Source organism: Neobacillus sp. SuZ13 (genome assembly GCF_030123365.1).
Classification (GTDB): Bacteria; Bacillota; Bacilli; order Bacillales; family Cytobacillaceae; genus Neobacillus.
In genome coordinates this window covers 2,111,067-2,128,825 of sequence record NZ_CP126107.1, presented here as the reverse complement: position 1 = coordinate 2,128,825, position 17,759 = coordinate 2,111,067, and the positions used below count along the sequence as shown (strand labels likewise).

The following is a 17,759-nucleotide window of genomic DNA, read 5'->3' as shown; positions in this document are numbered from 1 at the left end:
AAATAAAAGTTGCTATTAGAGGTTCACTGTTTTTTTATCCTTCTCTATTGAGACTAGTTGTTTTGGCTTACCAAAAAGGAACATGAATATAGCAGAAATTACCATAGCAACAGAGATTCCATAAATGGAAGTGCTAAAGCCAACGGCAGGATTTGCACCTGAAGATTGAATGAGCTTCCCAAAAATAAGGGGAGCAAAAATACCTGATGATGTCATGATTCCATAATAAGTTCCTGTCATAAGCCCTCTCCGTTTAGGATATAAACTAATGATTACGGCGGGATTAAGATTTCCAGCTGTAGCCACTAACATATAGACGATAGAAAGGATAAGAATGATTGAACCCTTTTCAGTAACTAAGGGATATAACGCATATATTATGCCTGCTAAAGTCAGACTACTTGCAGAGAAAAAAATTCTCGACTTCCATAAATTTAGTGTTTTTTTGTAAATACGATCTGAAATGATTGCCATCACTAATGCAAGCATCGCACCAATTAATCCAGATATAGCAATGATTTTTCCAGACTGTTGTTCAGTGAACCCCTTTACTTTAATTAGATAGGCGGGATTAAAGGTAAGCCCAAAAACAATATAAGAAAAGCCGATACATGCAGCTAAGGATGTAAAAATAAAAATAGGAGATCGTAACGCCTTCCATTTTTCCTTCCCATTTGTCTCTAGTTTGTTTTCCTGTTTTCTTTCCTCTTCTTCAAACAAAACATCTGGTTTCAGTCTTCCGAGCCAAAGCCAGACAATTAACCAGACAAAGCTAATAATGCCAGAAATTAAAAATGTTTGTTTCCAGCCGAAATTTGACATTAGGTAAACCACTGTTGGAGCTGAAACCGCTATGCCCACAACATTGCCAAAATTCAGGATCGCTATGGCTAATCCACGTGATTCCGGTTTAAACCATTTACTAATATGACTGGTTGCGGTTGCTTGGAAAGGACCTTCTCCTATACCAAGTAATACCCTGCTAAATAAAAGTAGCGGAAGGCCAGAAACCAATATCACCATTGATTGAGCAAGGGTCCAAATAATTGCCATAACTACCAATAATTTTTCTGTTCCATAACGATCTGATAAAGAAGCCCCTAATATTCCAGCTAATGGGAACAACCAAAAAAAACTGCTTCCAACCATTCCAAATTGAGAGAAAGTTAGATTCAAATCCTTCATAATATGAATTCCGGCTAACCCTGTAATAGATTTATCGGAAAAATTAACAATAGACAAAATAAAAAGTGCAAATAAAATAACCCATTTTGTCCAACGATTCATTCATACTCCTACCCCTCATTAAGTATATTTATATTTTCGATATACATTAGCAGTCAAACCAAAGGTGAATAAACACCCGCTTTATCCACCTATGCGCCAAAAAAGCGGGTGCCCTTTGGAAAAATCCTTTTCTAAGTCATTAAGGAGTAACGATATTGTGATACCGTTGGAAGTCATCTAAAAGAGATAAAAATTCATCTAGTTTTGCTTGGTCACCAGAAACGATTAATTTACCTGCCACTGCTGCTTGTTGTGGTGAAATCAGACCGAGTCCAACTCCAAAGAATGTTAATCGTTCCAAAGTTAAGGAAACATCCGGATTAGCGTCTAATTTTCCAGCCTTATGAATCAAAACGGAGTTATCTAAATAAATAGAAAAGTTTTGGTTAATATCTGTTAGAGATACATTCAACGTTATTTTTTTACCTTCTGCCTTTAGTCCGTGTAGTTTAACAGCGATCAGCTTTAAGAAATCCTCGATTGGCATATGGTTGATAATTCCGGAAACATCTAATGGGGAAAGATCTTTATTGATTCCATTCCTGAGTTCGGAAGCACCAACAAGATAAATATTACGCCAATTGGCTGATTCGGCTTGGTAACCCAATTGTTCGTAGGCATCTGCCAATAAATTTTTGGCTTCCGTATTCTCCGGATCAGCCATTACCACATTTTTTAATACTTGAGCTACCCAGCGGTATTCCCCATTTTCAAAATCGGCTTTTGCCTTTTCCAAAATGGCGGACGTCCCGCCCATGTAATCTACATATTTCAGACCGGTTTCCACTTGTGGTAATGGATCTAAATCGGAAGGATTTGCACTATAATAGCCCAAATAATAATTGTATATCCCCTTTGAATTATGCTTTACCGTACCGTAATACCCGCGATTACCCCAATACGTATCTAATGCTTTGGGAAGTTTGATTGAATCTGCTATTTCCTCCATCGTATATCCATGGTTGGCTAAACGTACTGTCTGGTCATGCATATATTTATACAAATCACGCTGCAATTTCAAATGCCCTAAAGCACGCTCTTTGCCCCAAACCGGCCATGCATGGATCATGAGCAAGGCATCAATCTCTTCTTGTTCAAATAAATCGATAGTTTTATCGAGCGAATTGGCCCAATGCAGAGCATCCCGAGTTTTTGCCCCTCGAACCGAATAAATTTGATGCATTAATTGATTAGCGTTCTCCGAGACAAATAATGCTTTGTACTCACGTACATAAAAATGCATTTCGGCCGGTGCTTCTGTGTTTGGTGTTAACAAGAATTCAAAGGTCACCCCATCGATTTCCATCGTTTGGATTTCGTTTTCTATTTCAATTGTAGGCAGGGCAAAACTCGTGGTCCCCGAACTCATTGTATTACCGATACCGATCGATACCGATCCTTCACTGCCATCGGGAATATTTTTACCAAATTGATACTCGGCCCTGCGCGCCATAATGGTACCCAAAAGTACATTTTCACTTAACGCTTCTTTTGTAAAATGCTGAGGAACGATAATAGGAATGGCAGGATTTTCAGCATATTTTAGAACAGCCTGGATACCGCCGAAATGATCTGCGTGACTTTGACTAATAATAATGGCTGAAACGGGCTTTTTCGGACGATGTTGATAATATAATTCCATAGCGGCTTCTGCAGATTCCGTACTTCCTAATGCATCACAGACAATAACTCCTTGTTTACCTTCAAAGAAGAAAGTGGTGGCGATGGATTGCCCACGCACTTGATAAATACCTTCTACTACTTCAAATAAACCAGATATAGCCTGTAATTGAGCATTTCTCCAAAGGCTTGGGTTCACTGTCTCTGGAGCAGCGTCGTTAAGAAATTCTAGCTTTTCAATGTCCCAAACGACCTCCCCAGAATGATCTTTAATGATTGTAGACTTTAAAGGAGCAATAAAACCTCGGTTAGCATCTTCAAAATCCTGGCGATCATCGAAATTTAGTGATTCATATACTGCTAAATTTGCCTTTTTGGTAAAAGAAGTTGCGGACTTAGATGAATTAAAAACTTTGCTTATCATAGTAACCTCCACGGATTGTTGTTTTTTAAGTTATAAAAAAAGGAAAACACTTTTGACGTCCCGGCACTAATGTCAGGTCTTGCGACCATACATCAACAGGAGGTTTTCAAGTGTTTTCCGTATGACAAGATTGCCAATAGTCGTGTTAAGCCTCTATTGCTTTTAGCTCGAACACTTCATTTATCACCTTAGTGATAATAGGGGCTGGGATCTTGAAGAAAACTCCTGCAGGGTCATGATGTACAGCCGGCACCAAAAGGTGAAGCTTGTCTTCGTTACATTCAAATTCAGCAAAAGTGTCAGGTAAATTCACCGCTTTGCGGAGATCTCTAATAAACTGGATAACTTCATCTAAACATTTATCTGGTTGTTCTGATGGATCCGCAATACCTAATGCCTGGGCAAACCCATTGATTCTCGGCAAATAGTAGGCAGGCAAAGATTCCATTACATTTGGCAAAAGCACAGCATTAGCCAGGCCGTGCGGGATATTGAATTTTGCTCCAATCACATGTGCCATATTGTGTACTGGAACGGCATTCAGACATAAGCAGAAAGCAGAAATGGCCATCGAACTTGCTATCAACATATTCGCTCTTGCTGAAAGATCGTCCCCTTTGTGAACCGCAGTCTGTAAATGGTCAACAATCATCCGAATCGATTGCAGGGCATAGGCATCTGTCATTGGATTGGAATTCGGTGAAAAATAAGCTTCCACTGCATGCGTCAAGGCATCAAATCCTGTAAAGGCAGTGATTTTAGGAGGAAGCCCTACTGTTAAATCCGGATCCAAAATCGCCATATCCGCATTGATGAACGGATGCAGCAGGTTTGATTTAATTCCAAGATTTTCATTAAGGATAACAGCTACTGGTGATACCTCCGCACCAGTTCCAGCCGTTGTTGCAATGGCTATATGCGGAATCGGTATATAATTGGCTTCTGGCCACCATTCCATCACATTTCCGGTAAGCAGAGAATCACGAATATCATCTAGATCTTTATGGAGCATCCACTTGATTCCTTTAACTGTATCCAAGACACTGCCGCCGCCAAGAGCGATCAAGGCGTCTCCGTTGCACTCTTTAAAATAACGAGCTCCACGATTAATAATTCCGCCCTTTGCATCCTGTTCGATCGCGTCAAACACCCCGACAAGCTCCGGGGTTCCAGGCATGAGCTCGAATAACTCGATAATTTTTTTTGTAATTCCTGCTTGAGTTAGCCCTTTATCCGTATAAAGCACTGCTCGTTTACCGCCAAGCCCTTTAATCATCTCAGGAAGCAAAGTCCTAGATCCCGCCCCGCTATTTACAACCGTTCTTACAGAAAATTGAAAAAATGAAGTCGACATAGAATCACCTGCTTTTATAGATTTGTTATTATAAAATTATCCTAATAATATTTGGTACCAAGGTCTTTGGCTAACTTCAGGTACAAGGGAGCAATGGACATGTTTAACTTGAGAATATTCATCCAATGCATGGCGACCTAATTCCCGCCCAAAACCACTTTGCTTGTATCCGCCAAATGGCGCATCGCTTCGGAGCATATGCCAATCATTGATCCATATCGTTCCTGCCTTTAATTCACGGGCAATTTGCATAGCTTTATTTACATCCTTGGACCAAACGCCGCCTGCTAGTCCATAAATCGTATCGTTCGCAATTTCAATTGCCTCCTCAACAGTGGTATAACGAATGACGGAGAGAACAGGACCAAAAATTTCTTCTCTCGCAATCCTCATGTCATTATGAACATCAGCAAAAATGGTAGGTTCAACATAATAGCCCTCTTCAAATCCTTCTACGATCCTGCGCTTTCCACCGCACACCAATCGTGCTCCTTCTTGAATGCCGGATTCAATATAAGAAAGGACCGTTTCCATTTGCTGCTGAGATACGAGCGGCCCCATGCCTGTCGCGATATCTAATGGATTTCCAATTGTAATCGAACTTGCAAGGTCAGATAATTGTTCAATGACTTGTTCATAGATGGAATCATGTACAAGAACACGAGTGCCTGATTCACAAACCTGTCCAGAGTGTGATAAGAATCCGAATAATATCCCAGGAATGGTAATACTCAAATCCGCATCTGGCAATACGATTGCTGGTGATTTCCCACCTAACTCAAGAGTGACTCGTTTAACTGTTCCGGCTGCCATTTGCATAATACGGCTCCCTACTTCTGTAGATCCGGTAAAAGCAACTTTGTCTACACTTGGATGGGTTACAAGTGCTTCTCCAATGCTGGCTCCTGGACCAGGTACCACATTGAAGACACCAGCTGGGATTCCTGCTTCAGCAGCCAATTCCGCCAATTTCAGGGTAGACAAAGGCGTATTTGATGCGGGCTTGACTACAATAGAGTTCCCCATTGCCAAGGCAGGGGCTAATTTCCACATCGCTAGAATCATTGGAAAATTCCAAGCGGTAACGGCCGCTACTACACCAATCGGTTCCCGCCATACCTGGTTATTACTTGGTCCAGGAAAAGGTAGAGTAGGAAGGGACTGAACATACGGGTACTCTACAGTGAACTTCGCAGTTTGCTGTAGAAGATCTACGATAGATAAAATATCCATATTAGAAATACGGCGAACGGTTGCTCCAGAACTAATAGATTCTAAGTATCCTAATTCCTCAGCATGTTCGATGATTTTGTTGCCAAATTGGACAAGTACGTTCGCACGTTCTTGGGGAGATTTTTTAGACCATACTCCCGAATCGAAAGCCTTTCGGGCGGAAGAAACGGCCGCATCTACATCCTCTTTCCCGGCTTTCGCCACCTTTGCTGCCACTTCACCGGTTGCAGGGTTTACTACTTCGAACGTTTCTCCGGTAATCGCTGGCTTCCACTCCCCATTTACAAAAAGTGGAAAATCCAATGTTTGCACAGCTGCTTTCATAGCAATTCCTCCTTAAATTCGTTCTCTATAAAACTAATTAACTTCTACTTTCTCAACACGCAAGGCTCTTCTCAAAATCTTCCCTGTGCTATTCTTAGGTAATTCCTTCATAAATTCCACTTGTTTAGGCAGCTTGTACTTTGCAAGTTTGTCTTTGCAGAAATACAGGATGTCATCCGTCGTGATTCCCTCATCATTCGTTACCACAAATGCCTTCACGATTTCACCGTACTCATTATCCGGTATTCCAATCACGGATGTTTCCACTATGGCCGGATGTTGGTATAATACCTCTTCGACTTCTCTTGGGTAGACATTGTATCCGCCAACAAGAATCATATCCTTTATACGGTCCACGATATAAATGTATCCTTCTTCATCCATTCGGGCTAAATCTCCGGTGTAAAACCAACCATCTTTCAATGTGGAGGAGGTAGCTTCCGGCATTCCTAAATAACCCATCATTACATTAGGACCCTTTACAATTAGTTCGCCGATTTCGCCTCTTCGAACTTCAATTCCATTCAGATCCACCACTTTATTCTTCACTTCAGGTATATCTATACCCACAGACCCTGGTTTCCGTTTTCCCCTTAACGGATTGAAAGCTGTTACGGGAGCCGTTTCAGAAAGACCGTACCCCTCTAAAACCGGAACCTGAAACTTCTCTTCGAATCTATGTAATAATTCAACTGGAATCGAAGCACCTCCTGAAAAACAAGCCCTTATCGATGAAAAGTTTTCTGCCGATGCGCCTGGCACCTGCAACAAAAAGCTAAACATGGTTGGAACTCCGGCAAAAATCGTCGCCTTCTCTCTTTTAATCGTGTTGATCACATCGGTTGGGCTAAATCTTGGAACAATGACAATGGCTGCCCCAGAAGCAATCGGCATGTTGATGCAAGTAGCAATACTAAACACATGGAACATGGGAAGAACGGCAATGATTCGATCTTCTTCCGTGAACTCAGCAAGCTGAGCCATCGAAGCAGTATTGGATGCCATATTTCGATGCGATAGCATGGCACCTTTTGGCTTTCCAGTTGTGCCAGAGGTATAAAGAATGACAGCTAAATCACCTTCATTAATGGAAGGGCTTTCAAAAACTTCTTTTGATTCTTGAATAAGACGCTCCCAAGACCATTCAGACCCAATTGATTCTGTGTAGATCACCATCTTCAAATGTTCCAGTTTCTCTTTCACTGAAGATATTGTTGGTTCTAAAGAGGAATGAGCAATTACAGCCTTTGCTTGGCTATTAGATAGAATATAAGCGATTTCTGCTGAAGTGTAGACAGGATTAATCGGAACAACCACTGCACCTGCCCGTAGGATTCCAAAGTAAGCAATAACAAATTCAGGACAATTACCAAGCACTAAAGCGACTCTATCCCCTTTTCTGATGCCTGCATCATGTAAACTGATAGAAGCACAATCTACTAATTTATCAAGTTCTGCATATGTTTTACTTTGATTCAAAAATGTATAGGCGGTGCGATTTGGAAATCTTGCTACACTTTCCTTTAAATTCTCATTCAAATTCAAAGCCATGGGTATCCTTTCCCCCTTTCATTTTTTAGAAAATTAAGATTTCCTTGAATTTATTATATATATAATTTACACTTAAATAAATCAACTGATAATGAAGAATATAGAAGCTATACTTCTATATTCAAAGGAGATAATTATGCATATCGAACAATTGGAATATATTGTGAAAGTTGCGGAAACAGGCTCAATTTCCATAGCAGCAGAAAACCTCCATGTTTCTCAATCGGGAATCAGTCAATCGATTACTAGATTAGAAGATGAGTTGGGCGTAAAAATATTTAAACGCCACCGACGACTTGGCGCCGTTCCCACGAATGAAGGCAAAATCTTAATTAAAAAGGCATACGAGGTATTAATCAGACTTCAAGAATTTAAAGAGGAGGCTCAATCTTTTAACACAGTGACTTCGGGAAATTTAAAGCTATCTTCGATCCCTGGCTTTATGTTGTTCCTACTAGAACCTTTAGCTTCTTTTAAAAACGCGTTTTCAAATGTAAATATCGAAGTCTCAGAAAAAGGAACGCAGCATATCATTGAACTTGTCGAAAATAACCAGATTGACATTGGCCTAATCACGATCTACGATGATTTAATAAAAAAAAGAGAAGATTTAAAATTCGAAGTAATACTAGAGGGAAAGATGCAAGTGTACGTCAGCAAATCATCTCCTATAGCAGCACAAAAATTTATAACACCTGAACAATTGATGACTCAAAACGTTATTTTATATAATGGGGATTATGTAAAACGATTTGCAAACGATTTAATTAATAAATTTGGGCAAATGAACATTTTATTTACCACAGATAATACAGAAGTGATAAAAAAAGCAATTTTAGAGGGCTTAGGAATTAGCTTCGGACCAGACTTTTCTAACAAATATGATCCTTATGTATTAAGCGGCGAAATCGTTCCTATCGAAATCATAGATTATGAACAGGAAAAGATAGGGGTAGGCTGGGTACGCTCAGAGAATAACCATTTTTCTATTAACACCAAGAAATTTTTGGAACATTTTAATTTTCATTCCCGAATGTTGACATATTCATCTTAACGATTATTGTTAAAAAAATCCCTTCCAAAATGAAGGGATTTTTCTTTATGGGACTTAATGATTAATTAAAATGTGTTAATAATTCTTCTAGAGTAAGCAATTATCATAGGGGACTAAGAGTTTGTTGCTTGCAGGTAATTTCCCCTTTTTTACTGTATAGGTATTTCTAACTATTTCGTATCAATCCATATAGCGATGTTCTCTCAGATTATTCAAAATAGAGATTTCCTGTAATAATTTCTCTCCAATATTCGTTTCTCTTACCTTTTTTCTCTTTAATTCTTTATCTACCAATCTTTTTATTGATAAAACATCTGTCCCGTTAAGTAGAACATCTTCTTTTGAATTAAAGTGCTTATGGGCGACCAGCTGCATCCCATAGGAATTATATAGTAATGTATACCCTGCAATACCTGTTGTTGATTGATAAGCTTTGGAGAAACCTCCATCGATCACGATCATCTTACCATTTGCTTTAATTGGATTTTCTCCCTCAATTTCTTTCACAGGTGTATGGCCATTTATTATATGACCCTGGTCAGGATTCAGATCAAATTCTGTTAGGATTCTGCGGCAAAAATCTTCATTTTCACGTAAATGGTAGTATGGATTCTTACCTTCTCTATGAGTTGCCTTATCCTTAATAAAATACCTCTCAAAAGTTGTCATTTCTCTTTTTCCAAAGAGTGATGAATATTCTCCTGTCCATAAATACCAGACCATATCTGTCGCAAGATCATCTGTCTCTTCAGGATGTGCAAAAGAATGGCGTAAATAATGCTCAAAAACATCCAGTAGATCACGGCCTGAATAGGTTTTATTTTCAATCACCATTTTCCCCATATTCCCTTCTTCATCTAAAGGAATACAACCATGTATTAAAAGGTTCCCGTTATATTTTAAATACAGACTCCCTTTCTTCATAAGGAAATTCATATGTCTGGCCAGCTTTTCTGAATGCTGAATAGAAAATAATAATTTTTCCATAACCTGCTTTTCTTCTTCTAATAATTGATCAGGCTGCTCTGGATTTACGGTTGCAAAGCAAGTATTTTCTAGAGGGTAGGTTTTCCCATTAATCGTTATTTCGTTTTTGTCATAATCTATTTTCTCCAGCAAAAGCCTTTCTGACATATTAAAATTCGAGCGTCTCTTTATAATAGGCATTTCAAGTTTAAACTGAATCATCGCAATTGCTTGATGAATTTTCGTTATTTGTAATTTTTCATGATCAGTTAGTTTCTTATCTGAATGTAGCTTTGGCCTGAAAGCTGTATTGTCCTCGTAGTATTTCTCCGCAAGATTCAGCAAGGGTCTGAGATTGATTCCATATACATCTTCAATAATATCCAAATTGTCGTATCTCGCGCAGATACGAATGATATTAGCGAGACAAACCATTGAACCAGCAAAAGCACCTAGCCAAAGTACATCATGGTTTCCCCACTGAATATCAACGGAATGATAATTGATCAAAGTATCCATGATTTTATCAGGTTCAGGTCCACGATCATAAATATCTCCCACTACATGAAGATGATCGACAACCAATCTCTGAGTGGTATACGCAAGCCCTGTTATGAGTTTATCAGCCTGACCTAAGGAGATGATCTGCTGGACAATTTCTGTATAATATTGCTCTTTATTTGTAGATTGATAAGTTTTATATAGCAGCTCTTCTATAATAAACACAAACTGACTCGGCAATGCTTTTCTTAATTTCGAACGTGTATATTTGGAGGAAGCATGAGAAATAAGCCTGATCATCCGCTCGATGATAACTATATACCATTGGTTTAATTCTTGCTCATTGCCAAAATGATTTTTAATTAATTGTAATTTTTCTTCAGGATAATAAACTAATGTTGCAAATTCATTGATTTCTTTTTCTAATAAAACATCCTGAAACAAGTCCCTGATTTTCTCTTTTACATTACCTGAACCATTTCTTAATACATGTTGAAAAGCCTGATACTCCCCATGTAAATCACTGACGAAATGTTCTGTCCCTTTTGGTAGATTAAGAATGGCTTCCAAATTAATAATTTCAGTTACTACTTTTTCTTCACAATCATATTTCTGGACAAGTAAGTCTAGGTACTTTGAATTCAAAATTATGTATCCCCTTTCAAAACTGACCATTAAATTTTTTATACTAATAGATTGAGATTTATTATTAATATTATCAGATAAACTGAAATTATTGTTATTTTACTATTAAGAATCTCTCTGTCAACCGTATTCTTAATCAATGACCAAAATATTAAAGCAATATTAAAGCTTTTACTTCTTCCGATATTTCCTCTCAGGGCGTCCTATGGTCCCGTAAATAACTTCTACTTCCATCTCATTGATTGAAACTAAATACTCAAGATATCTCCTGCCTGTTGAATGACTGGCTCCGATTATTTTTGAAAATTCTTCTGCATTTATGTTTTCATTTATATCCTTTATTTGCTGTCTCACTTTTTTTAAAGTATGTTTGTCAATTCCCTTTGGTAGTTTTTCAGGTAATTCCTCCCTGATTAAAGGATCTTTCCGTGGTTTTTTCAACATGAAAAAATCATTCACATCTTCCTGTTCGACAATGGTTAATTTGACTAGTTTTTCTCTAGTTTCTTTGAATTGTTCAAGTACCTCAAAAAACTTGTTAATCATAATCGGTTTAAGGATATAACTGAATGCGCCTCCCCTGATTGCTTCACTTACCGTGCCAACATCATTAGCTGCTGTAATCATAATGATGTCCAAACTTCTCATATTCTTCCTAATCTCCCATAATAGATCGATTCCATTCATATCAGGAAGAAAGACATCAAGTAAAATGAGATCTGGAGTAAACACATTAAGCATGTCCAGTGCCTGTTTCCCCGTATTTGCAATGGCCACTACTTGGAATCCTTCTGCTTTATCAGTAAATTTTTCATAAATTTTAGCCGCTGTTTCATCATCTTCTACAATCATTACTTTGATTAAACTTTTGCTCATTTATCGTAACCCTCTCTTATTTGCCTTTTGGTAAAACAATGGTGAATTGAGCTCCGCCTGAATCACTGGTAGAAATAAAAATCTCCCCGTCCATTTTTTTTAACGCATTTTTAACAATGGCTAGTCCCAAACCATGATTTTCTCCTTCTTTTGTCGTAAATCCTTGAATAAAAATCATATCATGCCATTCTTGGGGAATGCCGTTGCCGTTGTCTTCTATATCAAAGATGATATCACTGCCAATATCTGTGAAAGAAACTTTCACATTAGCCCCGTCAGAATTAGTTCGAACCGCTGCCTCCATGGCATTATCTATAAGATTACCAAGTATTGAAACAAGTAGTTTTGTATTTAATGTAGAGGGGATACTCTCAAGGTTGCTCTCTTTATCTATTTCCAGGTCTACTTTTAATTCCTTTGATCGATTTATTTTTCCGAGTAGACAAGCGGCAATAAAAGGATCTTTTACGGAAGAAGTTAAGAAAACCACAATATCCTGCCGTTCTTTGACCTCTTCTGAGATTAGTTCCCTTACCTCATCATATTGTTCCAGGGTAATCAATCCATAAATAGTATTTAATTTATTTAAATACTCATGATTTTGGGCGCGGATATGCTCAGAAACGTTTTGAACTTTAGAAACTTCATCTATAATCTCCTCTATTTCAGAAACAGGACGTAAGGTTAATACGGCTCCGCTTGTTCTTTGATTCTCCAGTATGGGAGATGCATCAACCAAATAGAGCTGTTCGCCAAAGATAACTTTTTGATTAATGGTGTTTTGTTGATTTCCCATTACGGTTTTAATCAACGTATTTAAACGCCCATGTTCCATTCTTATGCCTTTCTCAATGTGATCGTGTTTAAGCAACTCTCTTGCCCGTTTATTGATGGAGGTTACTTTGCCATCTTTATTGACTGCAACGGTGGCATCTCTAATCGATTCTAAGGTCGCTTCTTTTTCTTTAAACAAAAAAGATATTTCTTCGGGCTCGAGATTAAAAATCAATTTTTTCACCCTCTTTGATATAATGACCGCCCCTCCAATCCCAATTAGCAAAATAAAAACAGTAAAATGAAGTAACTTAAGGCGATAGCTATGGACTTTACCCTCCACTTCCGAGGTTAAGAAACCAACAGACGATACACCGATTATTTCTCCGTCCTCATTATAAATAGGAGTCTTTGCTTTAATAGCCTTTCCTGAAATACCAGTTCCTTCGTATATAATTGAGGCGTTATTTTCAAATACCGGTTTATTGCTGGAACCCATAGTCTTTCCAATATATTTTGTTATATTGTGAGAATAGCGAATATTTTCTTTATTGCCTATTACAACATAGCCGGCACCTGTGTCTTTGCGTATTTCTTCTGCAATGGGCTGTATGGTTAAAGAAGGATTCGGATCCTTAAAAGCATTGATAATTTGTTCCTTTTGAGACGTCATCTTTGCTACTGTCATGGCCTGGTTTCCCAATGAAGTTTTAATCATATCATCAATCATAGAAGAGAAGAGAGCGCTTACTGATACAATCGTAAGAAGAATAATAATAGAAATAAATACAATCATTTGTGTTAGCAGCCTTGTTTTTTTAAATCTTTTGCCCAAACATTTCCCCTCGCTTATATTCCTTCATAATGTAACTACTTTTATTATATAACAATTATAGTAATATTCTAATTTTTTTAGTTCAACCTCCATCAATGTCACTAGCTATTTAGTAACATTGAAGAATTATAGAATTGGCTGTGAAAAATATGAAAATAATTATATTTATAACGAATATTGAAAATATTCGTTATATATATTCCTTTGACTGTTCCCGTGTTAATCTTTCTGAGAAAGCGCTAACAATCAGTAGGTCACACTCTTGTATTCTTTTATGGATCTACATTACTCCAAGAAAATGAGATTTTTTTTGACCCGCTTTTAACAACGAAGGAGGATATGAAGTATGCTATCTTTTTTGGGTTTTTCTATGGTTGCAGTTTTTATGTATTTAATTATGTCAAAACGGTTAACACCCCTTGTCGCTCTCATGATCATTCCCATCCTATTTGGTCTAATCGGGGGTTATGCGAATGATCTAGGTCCGATGATGTTTGAGGGGGTAAAAGCTATTGCCCCAACCGCCATTATGATCTTCTTCGCCATTTTGTACTTTGGGCTTATGATTGATACTGGTTTATTCGAACCACTTATTGGCAAAATTTTAAAACTCGTCAAAGGTGATCCTTTAAAAATTGTTGTAGGTACAGCTGTCCTGTCGATGATGGTTGCTTTAGATGGTGATGGAACCACGACCTATATGATTACGGTTTCTTCCTTGCTTCCGCTTTATAAACGTCTAAGAATGAATCCTCTAATTCTAGCAGGAGTAGCCATGTCCTCAATGGGAGTAATGAATATGACTCCTTGGGGAGGAGCTTCTGCAATGGCGATGACTTCATTGAAGCTTGACTCATCTGAGTTGTTTCTGCCACTCATTCCTGTCATGGGTTTTGGGCTTTTATGGGTTCTTGTTATATCCTTTATTTTCGGAAAAATGGAACGGAGAAGACTTGGAGTTATCGATAATGATGCATATCGGGAAGTGGCTAGTACGGCTGAAATGGATGCAAAAATCCAGTTTAACTATCGCCGTCCAAAACTGGTATGGTTTAACTTTGCTTTAACCCTCATTCTCATTGTTTTGTTAATTATGGATGTTATTCCGCTCATGATTTTATTTATGGTTGCATTTGCTATTGCTTTATTAGTTAATTATCCAAATATAAAAGAGCAACAAGAACGAATCTCTTCACACGCAAGTAACGCAGTAGCGGTCGTCTCCATTGTTATTGCAGCCGGTATTTTTACAGGTATAATGTCAGGAACGAAAATGATTGATGCGATGGCTACTACTTTAGTGTCATTGATTCCAGAAGCAATGGGGCAGCATTTACCAGTTATTGTCGCATTTTTGAGCGCACCCTTTACTTTTTTTATGTCCAATAATGCATTTTATTTTGGTGTACTTCCCATTATTGCCCAAGCTGCCGAGTCTTATGGCATTAGCGCTGCCGAAATAGGCCGTGCCTCCATACTGGGACAGCCTGTACATGTACTAAGTCCATTAGTGGCAGCAGCACATTTATTAATAGGTATGGTAGGAATCGAATTTAGTGATTTACAGCGTTTCTTAATTAAATGGGCGCTAGGAACTACTACAGTAATGGTAATAGCAGCACTAGTTTTAGGGGTTATTTCTTTATAAAACAAATGCTAAAAATTCATATTTAAATTGGGGGCTAATTCCATGTGGATTATTACTTTATACAACACCTACTCTAAGGATAATAAAATTACAATGTTCGAATTTGAGACGGAAAAGGAAGCCAAAGAAAATTATGAAAGAATTCAAGGTTGCAAAATTCTTTCCGAGGTTATTTATAATCACTCCCCATATTTTTCTTTATCCTAAGAATGAGCTGTTAAGGGGCAGTCCCCCACCATATTAAAGCATTAATTAAATGGGGGACTGACCCTTATTTCCCTAAAACAAAAAACAGGCCAAACCCTTTTTGATTAAAGGTTTGAGCCTGTTTTTTTCTCTAATTAGATTTTACTTCGAAAAGCCTAGTAGTTGAGCTTTCTTCAATCGAAGGTCGAAACGATCTGCATTCATAACTTTGACCCAAGCAGCTATAAAATCACGCACAAACTTCTCTTTGTTATCATCTTGAGCATAAACTTCTGCTATGGCACGTAAAACGGAGTTTGAACCAAAAACTAAGTCAACGCTAGTTGCTGTACGTACTACTACTCCTGTCTTCCGATCACGTCCTTCAAAAACGTCATCGCCTACAGGCGTCCACGCTATTCCCATGTCAAGTAAGTTAATAAAGAAGTCGTTAGTAAGTGTGCCTACACGATTAGTGAAAACTCCGTGTTTCGTGCCACCGAAGTTAGTACCTAATACACGCATACCGCCAATAAGTGCGGTCATTTCTGGTGCAGTAAGGCCTAAAAGTTGCGCCTTGTCAACTAGCAGCTCTGCCGCACTTACACGATACTGTTCCTTTTGATAGTTGCGGAAACCATCAGCGGCAGGTTCTAGCACTGCAAAACTTTCTAAGTCAGTTTGCTCTTGGGTTGCATCGCCACGTCCTGGAGCGAAAGGAACAGTTACATCAAAGCCTGCGTCTTTTGCAGCTTTTTCTATTGCCGCACTACCGCCTAGTACAATCAAGTCAGCCATGCTAACTTTCTTTCCTAAATGATTCTGAATGCTTTCTAGGACAGAAAGTACTTTGGTCAGTTGTTCCGGCTGGTTTACTTCCCAATCCTTCTGTGGAGCAAGCCGGATGCGAGCACCATTAGCACCGCCGCGCATATCTGAGCCGCGATAAGTACTTGCTGAAGCCCAAGCAGTTGTTACTAATTCGTTGATAGTAAGTTCTGAGTCTAAGATCATGACTTTGATCTTATCAACTTCTGCATCTGTTAATGTATATTCAACAGCTGGTACAGGGTCTTGCCAGAGAAGAACTTCTTCTGGAACTTCCGGTCCTAGATATCTAGAACGAGGCCCCATGTCACGATGTGTTAGTTTAAACCAAGCACGTGCAAATACATCAGCAAACTCTTCTGGATTCTCATGGAAACGACGAGATATCTTTTCGTACTCTGGATCATAACGCAATGCCATATCGGCAGTAGTCATCATAGTCGGTACCCGAACGGATGAATCTTCTGCATCCGGTGCTAGATCCTTCTCATCAGGGTTTACCGCAAGCCACTGATAGGCACCTGCAGGACTCTTTGTAAGCCACCATTGATACCCAAATAATAAATCAAAGTAACCATTATCCCACTGTGTTGGATTAGCAGTCCAAGCACCTTCAATACCGCTTGTGATGGTGTCATGACCTTTACCGCTGCCGTGTGTACTTAACCATCCTAAGCCCATTGCTTCAATTGGAGCAGCTTCTGGTTCCGGACCAACATGAGCAGCATCTCCTGCACCGTGTGCCTTACCAAAAGTATGGCCGCCGGCTATTAATGCTACTGTTTCTTCATCGTTCATTCCCATACGTGCAAAGGTTTCGCGTATGTCACGACCACTTGCAAGCGGATCTGGATTACCATTTGGACCTTCTGGGTTAACATAGATAAGACCCATCTGAACGGCTGCAAGTGGGTTCTCAAGCTCACGATCACCTGTATATCGCTTATCACCTAACCATTCTGATTCAGTACCCCAGTAAATGTCTTCTTCTGGATGCCAAACATCTGCTCGTCCTCCACCAAACCCAAATGTCTTTCCGCCCATTGATTCAATAGCGACATTACCTGTAAGAATAAATAAGTCAGCCCAAGAAATCTTGTTGCCATATTTTTGCTTAATCGGCCAAAGTAGTCGACGAGCTTTATCGAGGTTACCGTTGTCTGGCCAACTGTTCAGTGGAGCAAAACGCTGTGTGCCAGTTCCACCGCCACCACGGCCGTCTCCAGTCCGATATGTACCAGCGGAGTGCCAAGCCATACGGATAAAAAATGGACCATAATGTCCATAGTCAGCTGGCCACCAATCTTGACTGTTGGTCATTAAATCACGAAGATCCTGTTTAAGGGCATAGTAGTCTAACTTTTTAAATTCTTCTGCATAATCAAATTCTTCTCCCATAGGGTTAGATTTTCTGTCATGCTGATGGAGAATGTTCAAGTTCAACTGGTTTGGCCACCAGTCTCGATTAGACGTACCCCTAGAATTGTTACTAGCAGCGCCGCCATGAAACGGGCACTTTCCAATATTAGCATCCATTCGTTTTTCTCCTCCCTGTTCTAGCGAATTAAGCAGCTTATAATTATGTCTCATGTAGTAAGAAGCTTACAAACTGGTTGTATTAATTATATGATTCAATTCTACTAAACTATTACT

Annotated in this window: 11 protein-coding genes; 2 read left to right on the top strand and 9 right to left on the bottom strand. The window is 38.9% G+C overall.

What is annotated here, in order from left to right; genetic code table 11:
- Positions 1–15: 15 nt before the first annotated feature.
- The 5 genes from QNH17_RS10225 to QNH17_RS10205 all read right to left on the bottom strand — a co-directional run bounded on the left by QNH17_RS10225 (position 16) and on the right by QNH17_RS10205 (position 7,793).
- Complete coding sequence (locus QNH17_RS10225; RefSeq protein WP_283878570.1) at positions 16–1,287, bottom strand: MFS transporter; 1,272 nt, start codon at positions 1,285–1,287, stop codon at positions 16–18.
- Positions 1,288–1,426: 139 nt separating this feature from the next.
- A complete protein-coding gene (locus QNH17_RS10220) occupies positions 1,427–3,331 on the bottom strand; it encodes an alkyl/aryl-sulfatase (protein ID WP_283878569.1) in 1,905 nt (634 codons plus the stop codon).
- 145 nt (positions 3,332–3,476) lie between these two features.
- Positions 3,477–4,685 carry an iron-containing alcohol dehydrogenase gene (locus tag QNH17_RS10215; RefSeq protein ID WP_283878568.1) on the bottom strand — a complete coding sequence of 403 codons (1,209 nt, stop codon included), beginning with the start codon at positions 4,683–4,685 and terminating at the stop codon, positions 3,477–3,479.
- Positions 4,686–4,721: 36 nt separating this feature from the next.
- A complete protein-coding gene (locus QNH17_RS10210) occupies positions 4,722–6,242 on the bottom strand; it encodes an aldehyde dehydrogenase family protein (protein WP_283878567.1) in 1,521 nt (506 codons plus the stop codon).
- Between the two features lie 33 nt (positions 6,243–6,275).
- Positions 6,276–7,793 (bottom strand): long-chain-fatty-acid--CoA ligase, encoded by a 1,518-nt coding sequence (locus QNH17_RS10205; RefSeq protein WP_283878566.1) that lies wholly within the window; start codon positions 7,791–7,793, stop codon positions 6,276–6,278.
- A gap of 136 nt (positions 7,794–7,929) precedes the next feature.
- Between QNH17_RS10205 and QNH17_RS10200 the strand changes: the two genes are divergently transcribed.
- Complete coding sequence (locus tag QNH17_RS10200; protein ID WP_283878565.1) at positions 7,930–8,847, top strand: LysR family transcriptional regulator; 918 nt, start codon at positions 7,930–7,932, stop codon at positions 8,845–8,847.
- A gap of 180 nt (positions 8,848–9,027) precedes the next feature.
- On the opposite strand, the gene fbp is transcribed toward QNH17_RS10200, so the two are convergent.
- The 3 genes from fbp to QNH17_RS10185 all read right to left on the bottom strand — a co-directional run bounded on the left by fbp (position 9,028) and on the right by QNH17_RS10185 (position 13,405).
- Complete coding sequence (gene fbp / locus QNH17_RS10195) at positions 9,028–10,959, bottom strand: fructose-1,6-bisphosphatase (protein ID WP_283878564.1); 1,932 nt, start codon at positions 10,957–10,959, stop codon at positions 9,028–9,030.
- 171 nt (positions 10,960–11,130) lie between these two features.
- On the bottom strand, positions 11,131–11,835 hold the full coding sequence (locus tag QNH17_RS10190; RefSeq protein WP_283878563.1) for a response regulator: 705 nt from the start codon (positions 11,833–11,835) through the stop codon (positions 11,131–11,133).
- Positions 11,836–11,851: 16 nt separating this feature from the next.
- The gene (locus QNH17_RS10185) at positions 11,852–13,405 is read right to left on the bottom strand and encodes an ATP-binding protein (protein ID WP_283878562.1); all 1,554 of its coding nucleotides are present in this window, start codon (positions 13,403–13,405) and stop codon (positions 11,852–11,854) included.
- Positions 13,406–13,790: 385 nt separating this feature from the next.
- On the opposite strand from QNH17_RS10185, the gene QNH17_RS10180 reads away from it, so the two are divergent.
- Positions 13,791–15,092: a CitMHS family transporter gene (locus tag QNH17_RS10180; protein WP_283878561.1), complete on the top strand. Its 1,302-nt coding sequence runs from the start codon at positions 13,791–13,793 to the stop codon at positions 15,090–15,092.
- A 348-nt stretch (positions 15,093–15,440) separates the two neighbouring features.
- On the opposite strand, the gene katG is transcribed toward QNH17_RS10180, so the two are convergent.
- Complete coding sequence (gene katG / locus QNH17_RS10175; protein ID WP_283878560.1) at positions 15,441–17,642, bottom strand: catalase/peroxidase HPI; 2,202 nt, start codon at positions 17,640–17,642, stop codon at positions 15,441–15,443.
- Between the last annotated feature and the right edge of the window lie 117 nt (positions 17,643–17,759).

Bases quoted from the DNA above. Each gene is read 5' to 3' on its own strand.
- QNH17_RS10190 (WP_283878563.1), bottom strand. From the start codon at position 11,835: ATGAGCAAAAGTTTAATCAAAGTAATGATTGTAGAAGATGATGAAACA.
- QNH17_RS10185 (WP_283878562.1), bottom strand. From the start codon at position 13,405: ATGATTGTATTTATTTCTATTATTATTCTTCTTACGATTGTATCAGTA.
- QNH17_RS10205 (WP_283878566.1), bottom strand. From the start codon at position 7,793: ATGGCTTTGAATTTGAATGAGAATTTAAAGGAAAGTGTAGCAAGATTT.
- QNH17_RS10215 (WP_283878568.1), bottom strand. From the start codon at position 4,685: ATGTCGACTTCATTTTTTCAATTTTCTGTAAGAACGGTTGTAAATAGC.
- QNH17_RS10180 (WP_283878561.1), top strand. From the start codon at position 13,791: ATGCTATCTTTTTTGGGTTTTTCTATGGTTGCAGTTTTTATGTATTTA.
- QNH17_RS10225 (WP_283878570.1), bottom strand. From the start codon at position 1,287: ATGAATCGTTGGACAAAATGGGTTATTTTATTTGCACTTTTTATTTTG.
- QNH17_RS10220 (WP_283878569.1), bottom strand. From the start codon at position 3,331: ATGATAAGCAAAGTTTTTAATTCATCTAAGTCCGCAACTTCTTTTACC.
- QNH17_RS10210 (WP_283878567.1), bottom strand. From the start codon at position 6,242: ATGAAAGCAGCTGTGCAAACATTGGATTTTCCACTTTTTGTAAATGGG.
- katG (WP_283878560.1), bottom strand. From the start codon at position 17,642: ATGGATGCTAATATTGGAAAGTGCCCGTTTCATGGCGGCGCTGCTAGT.
- QNH17_RS10200 (WP_283878565.1), top strand. From the start codon at position 7,930: ATGCATATCGAACAATTGGAATATATTGTGAAAGTTGCGGAAACAGGC.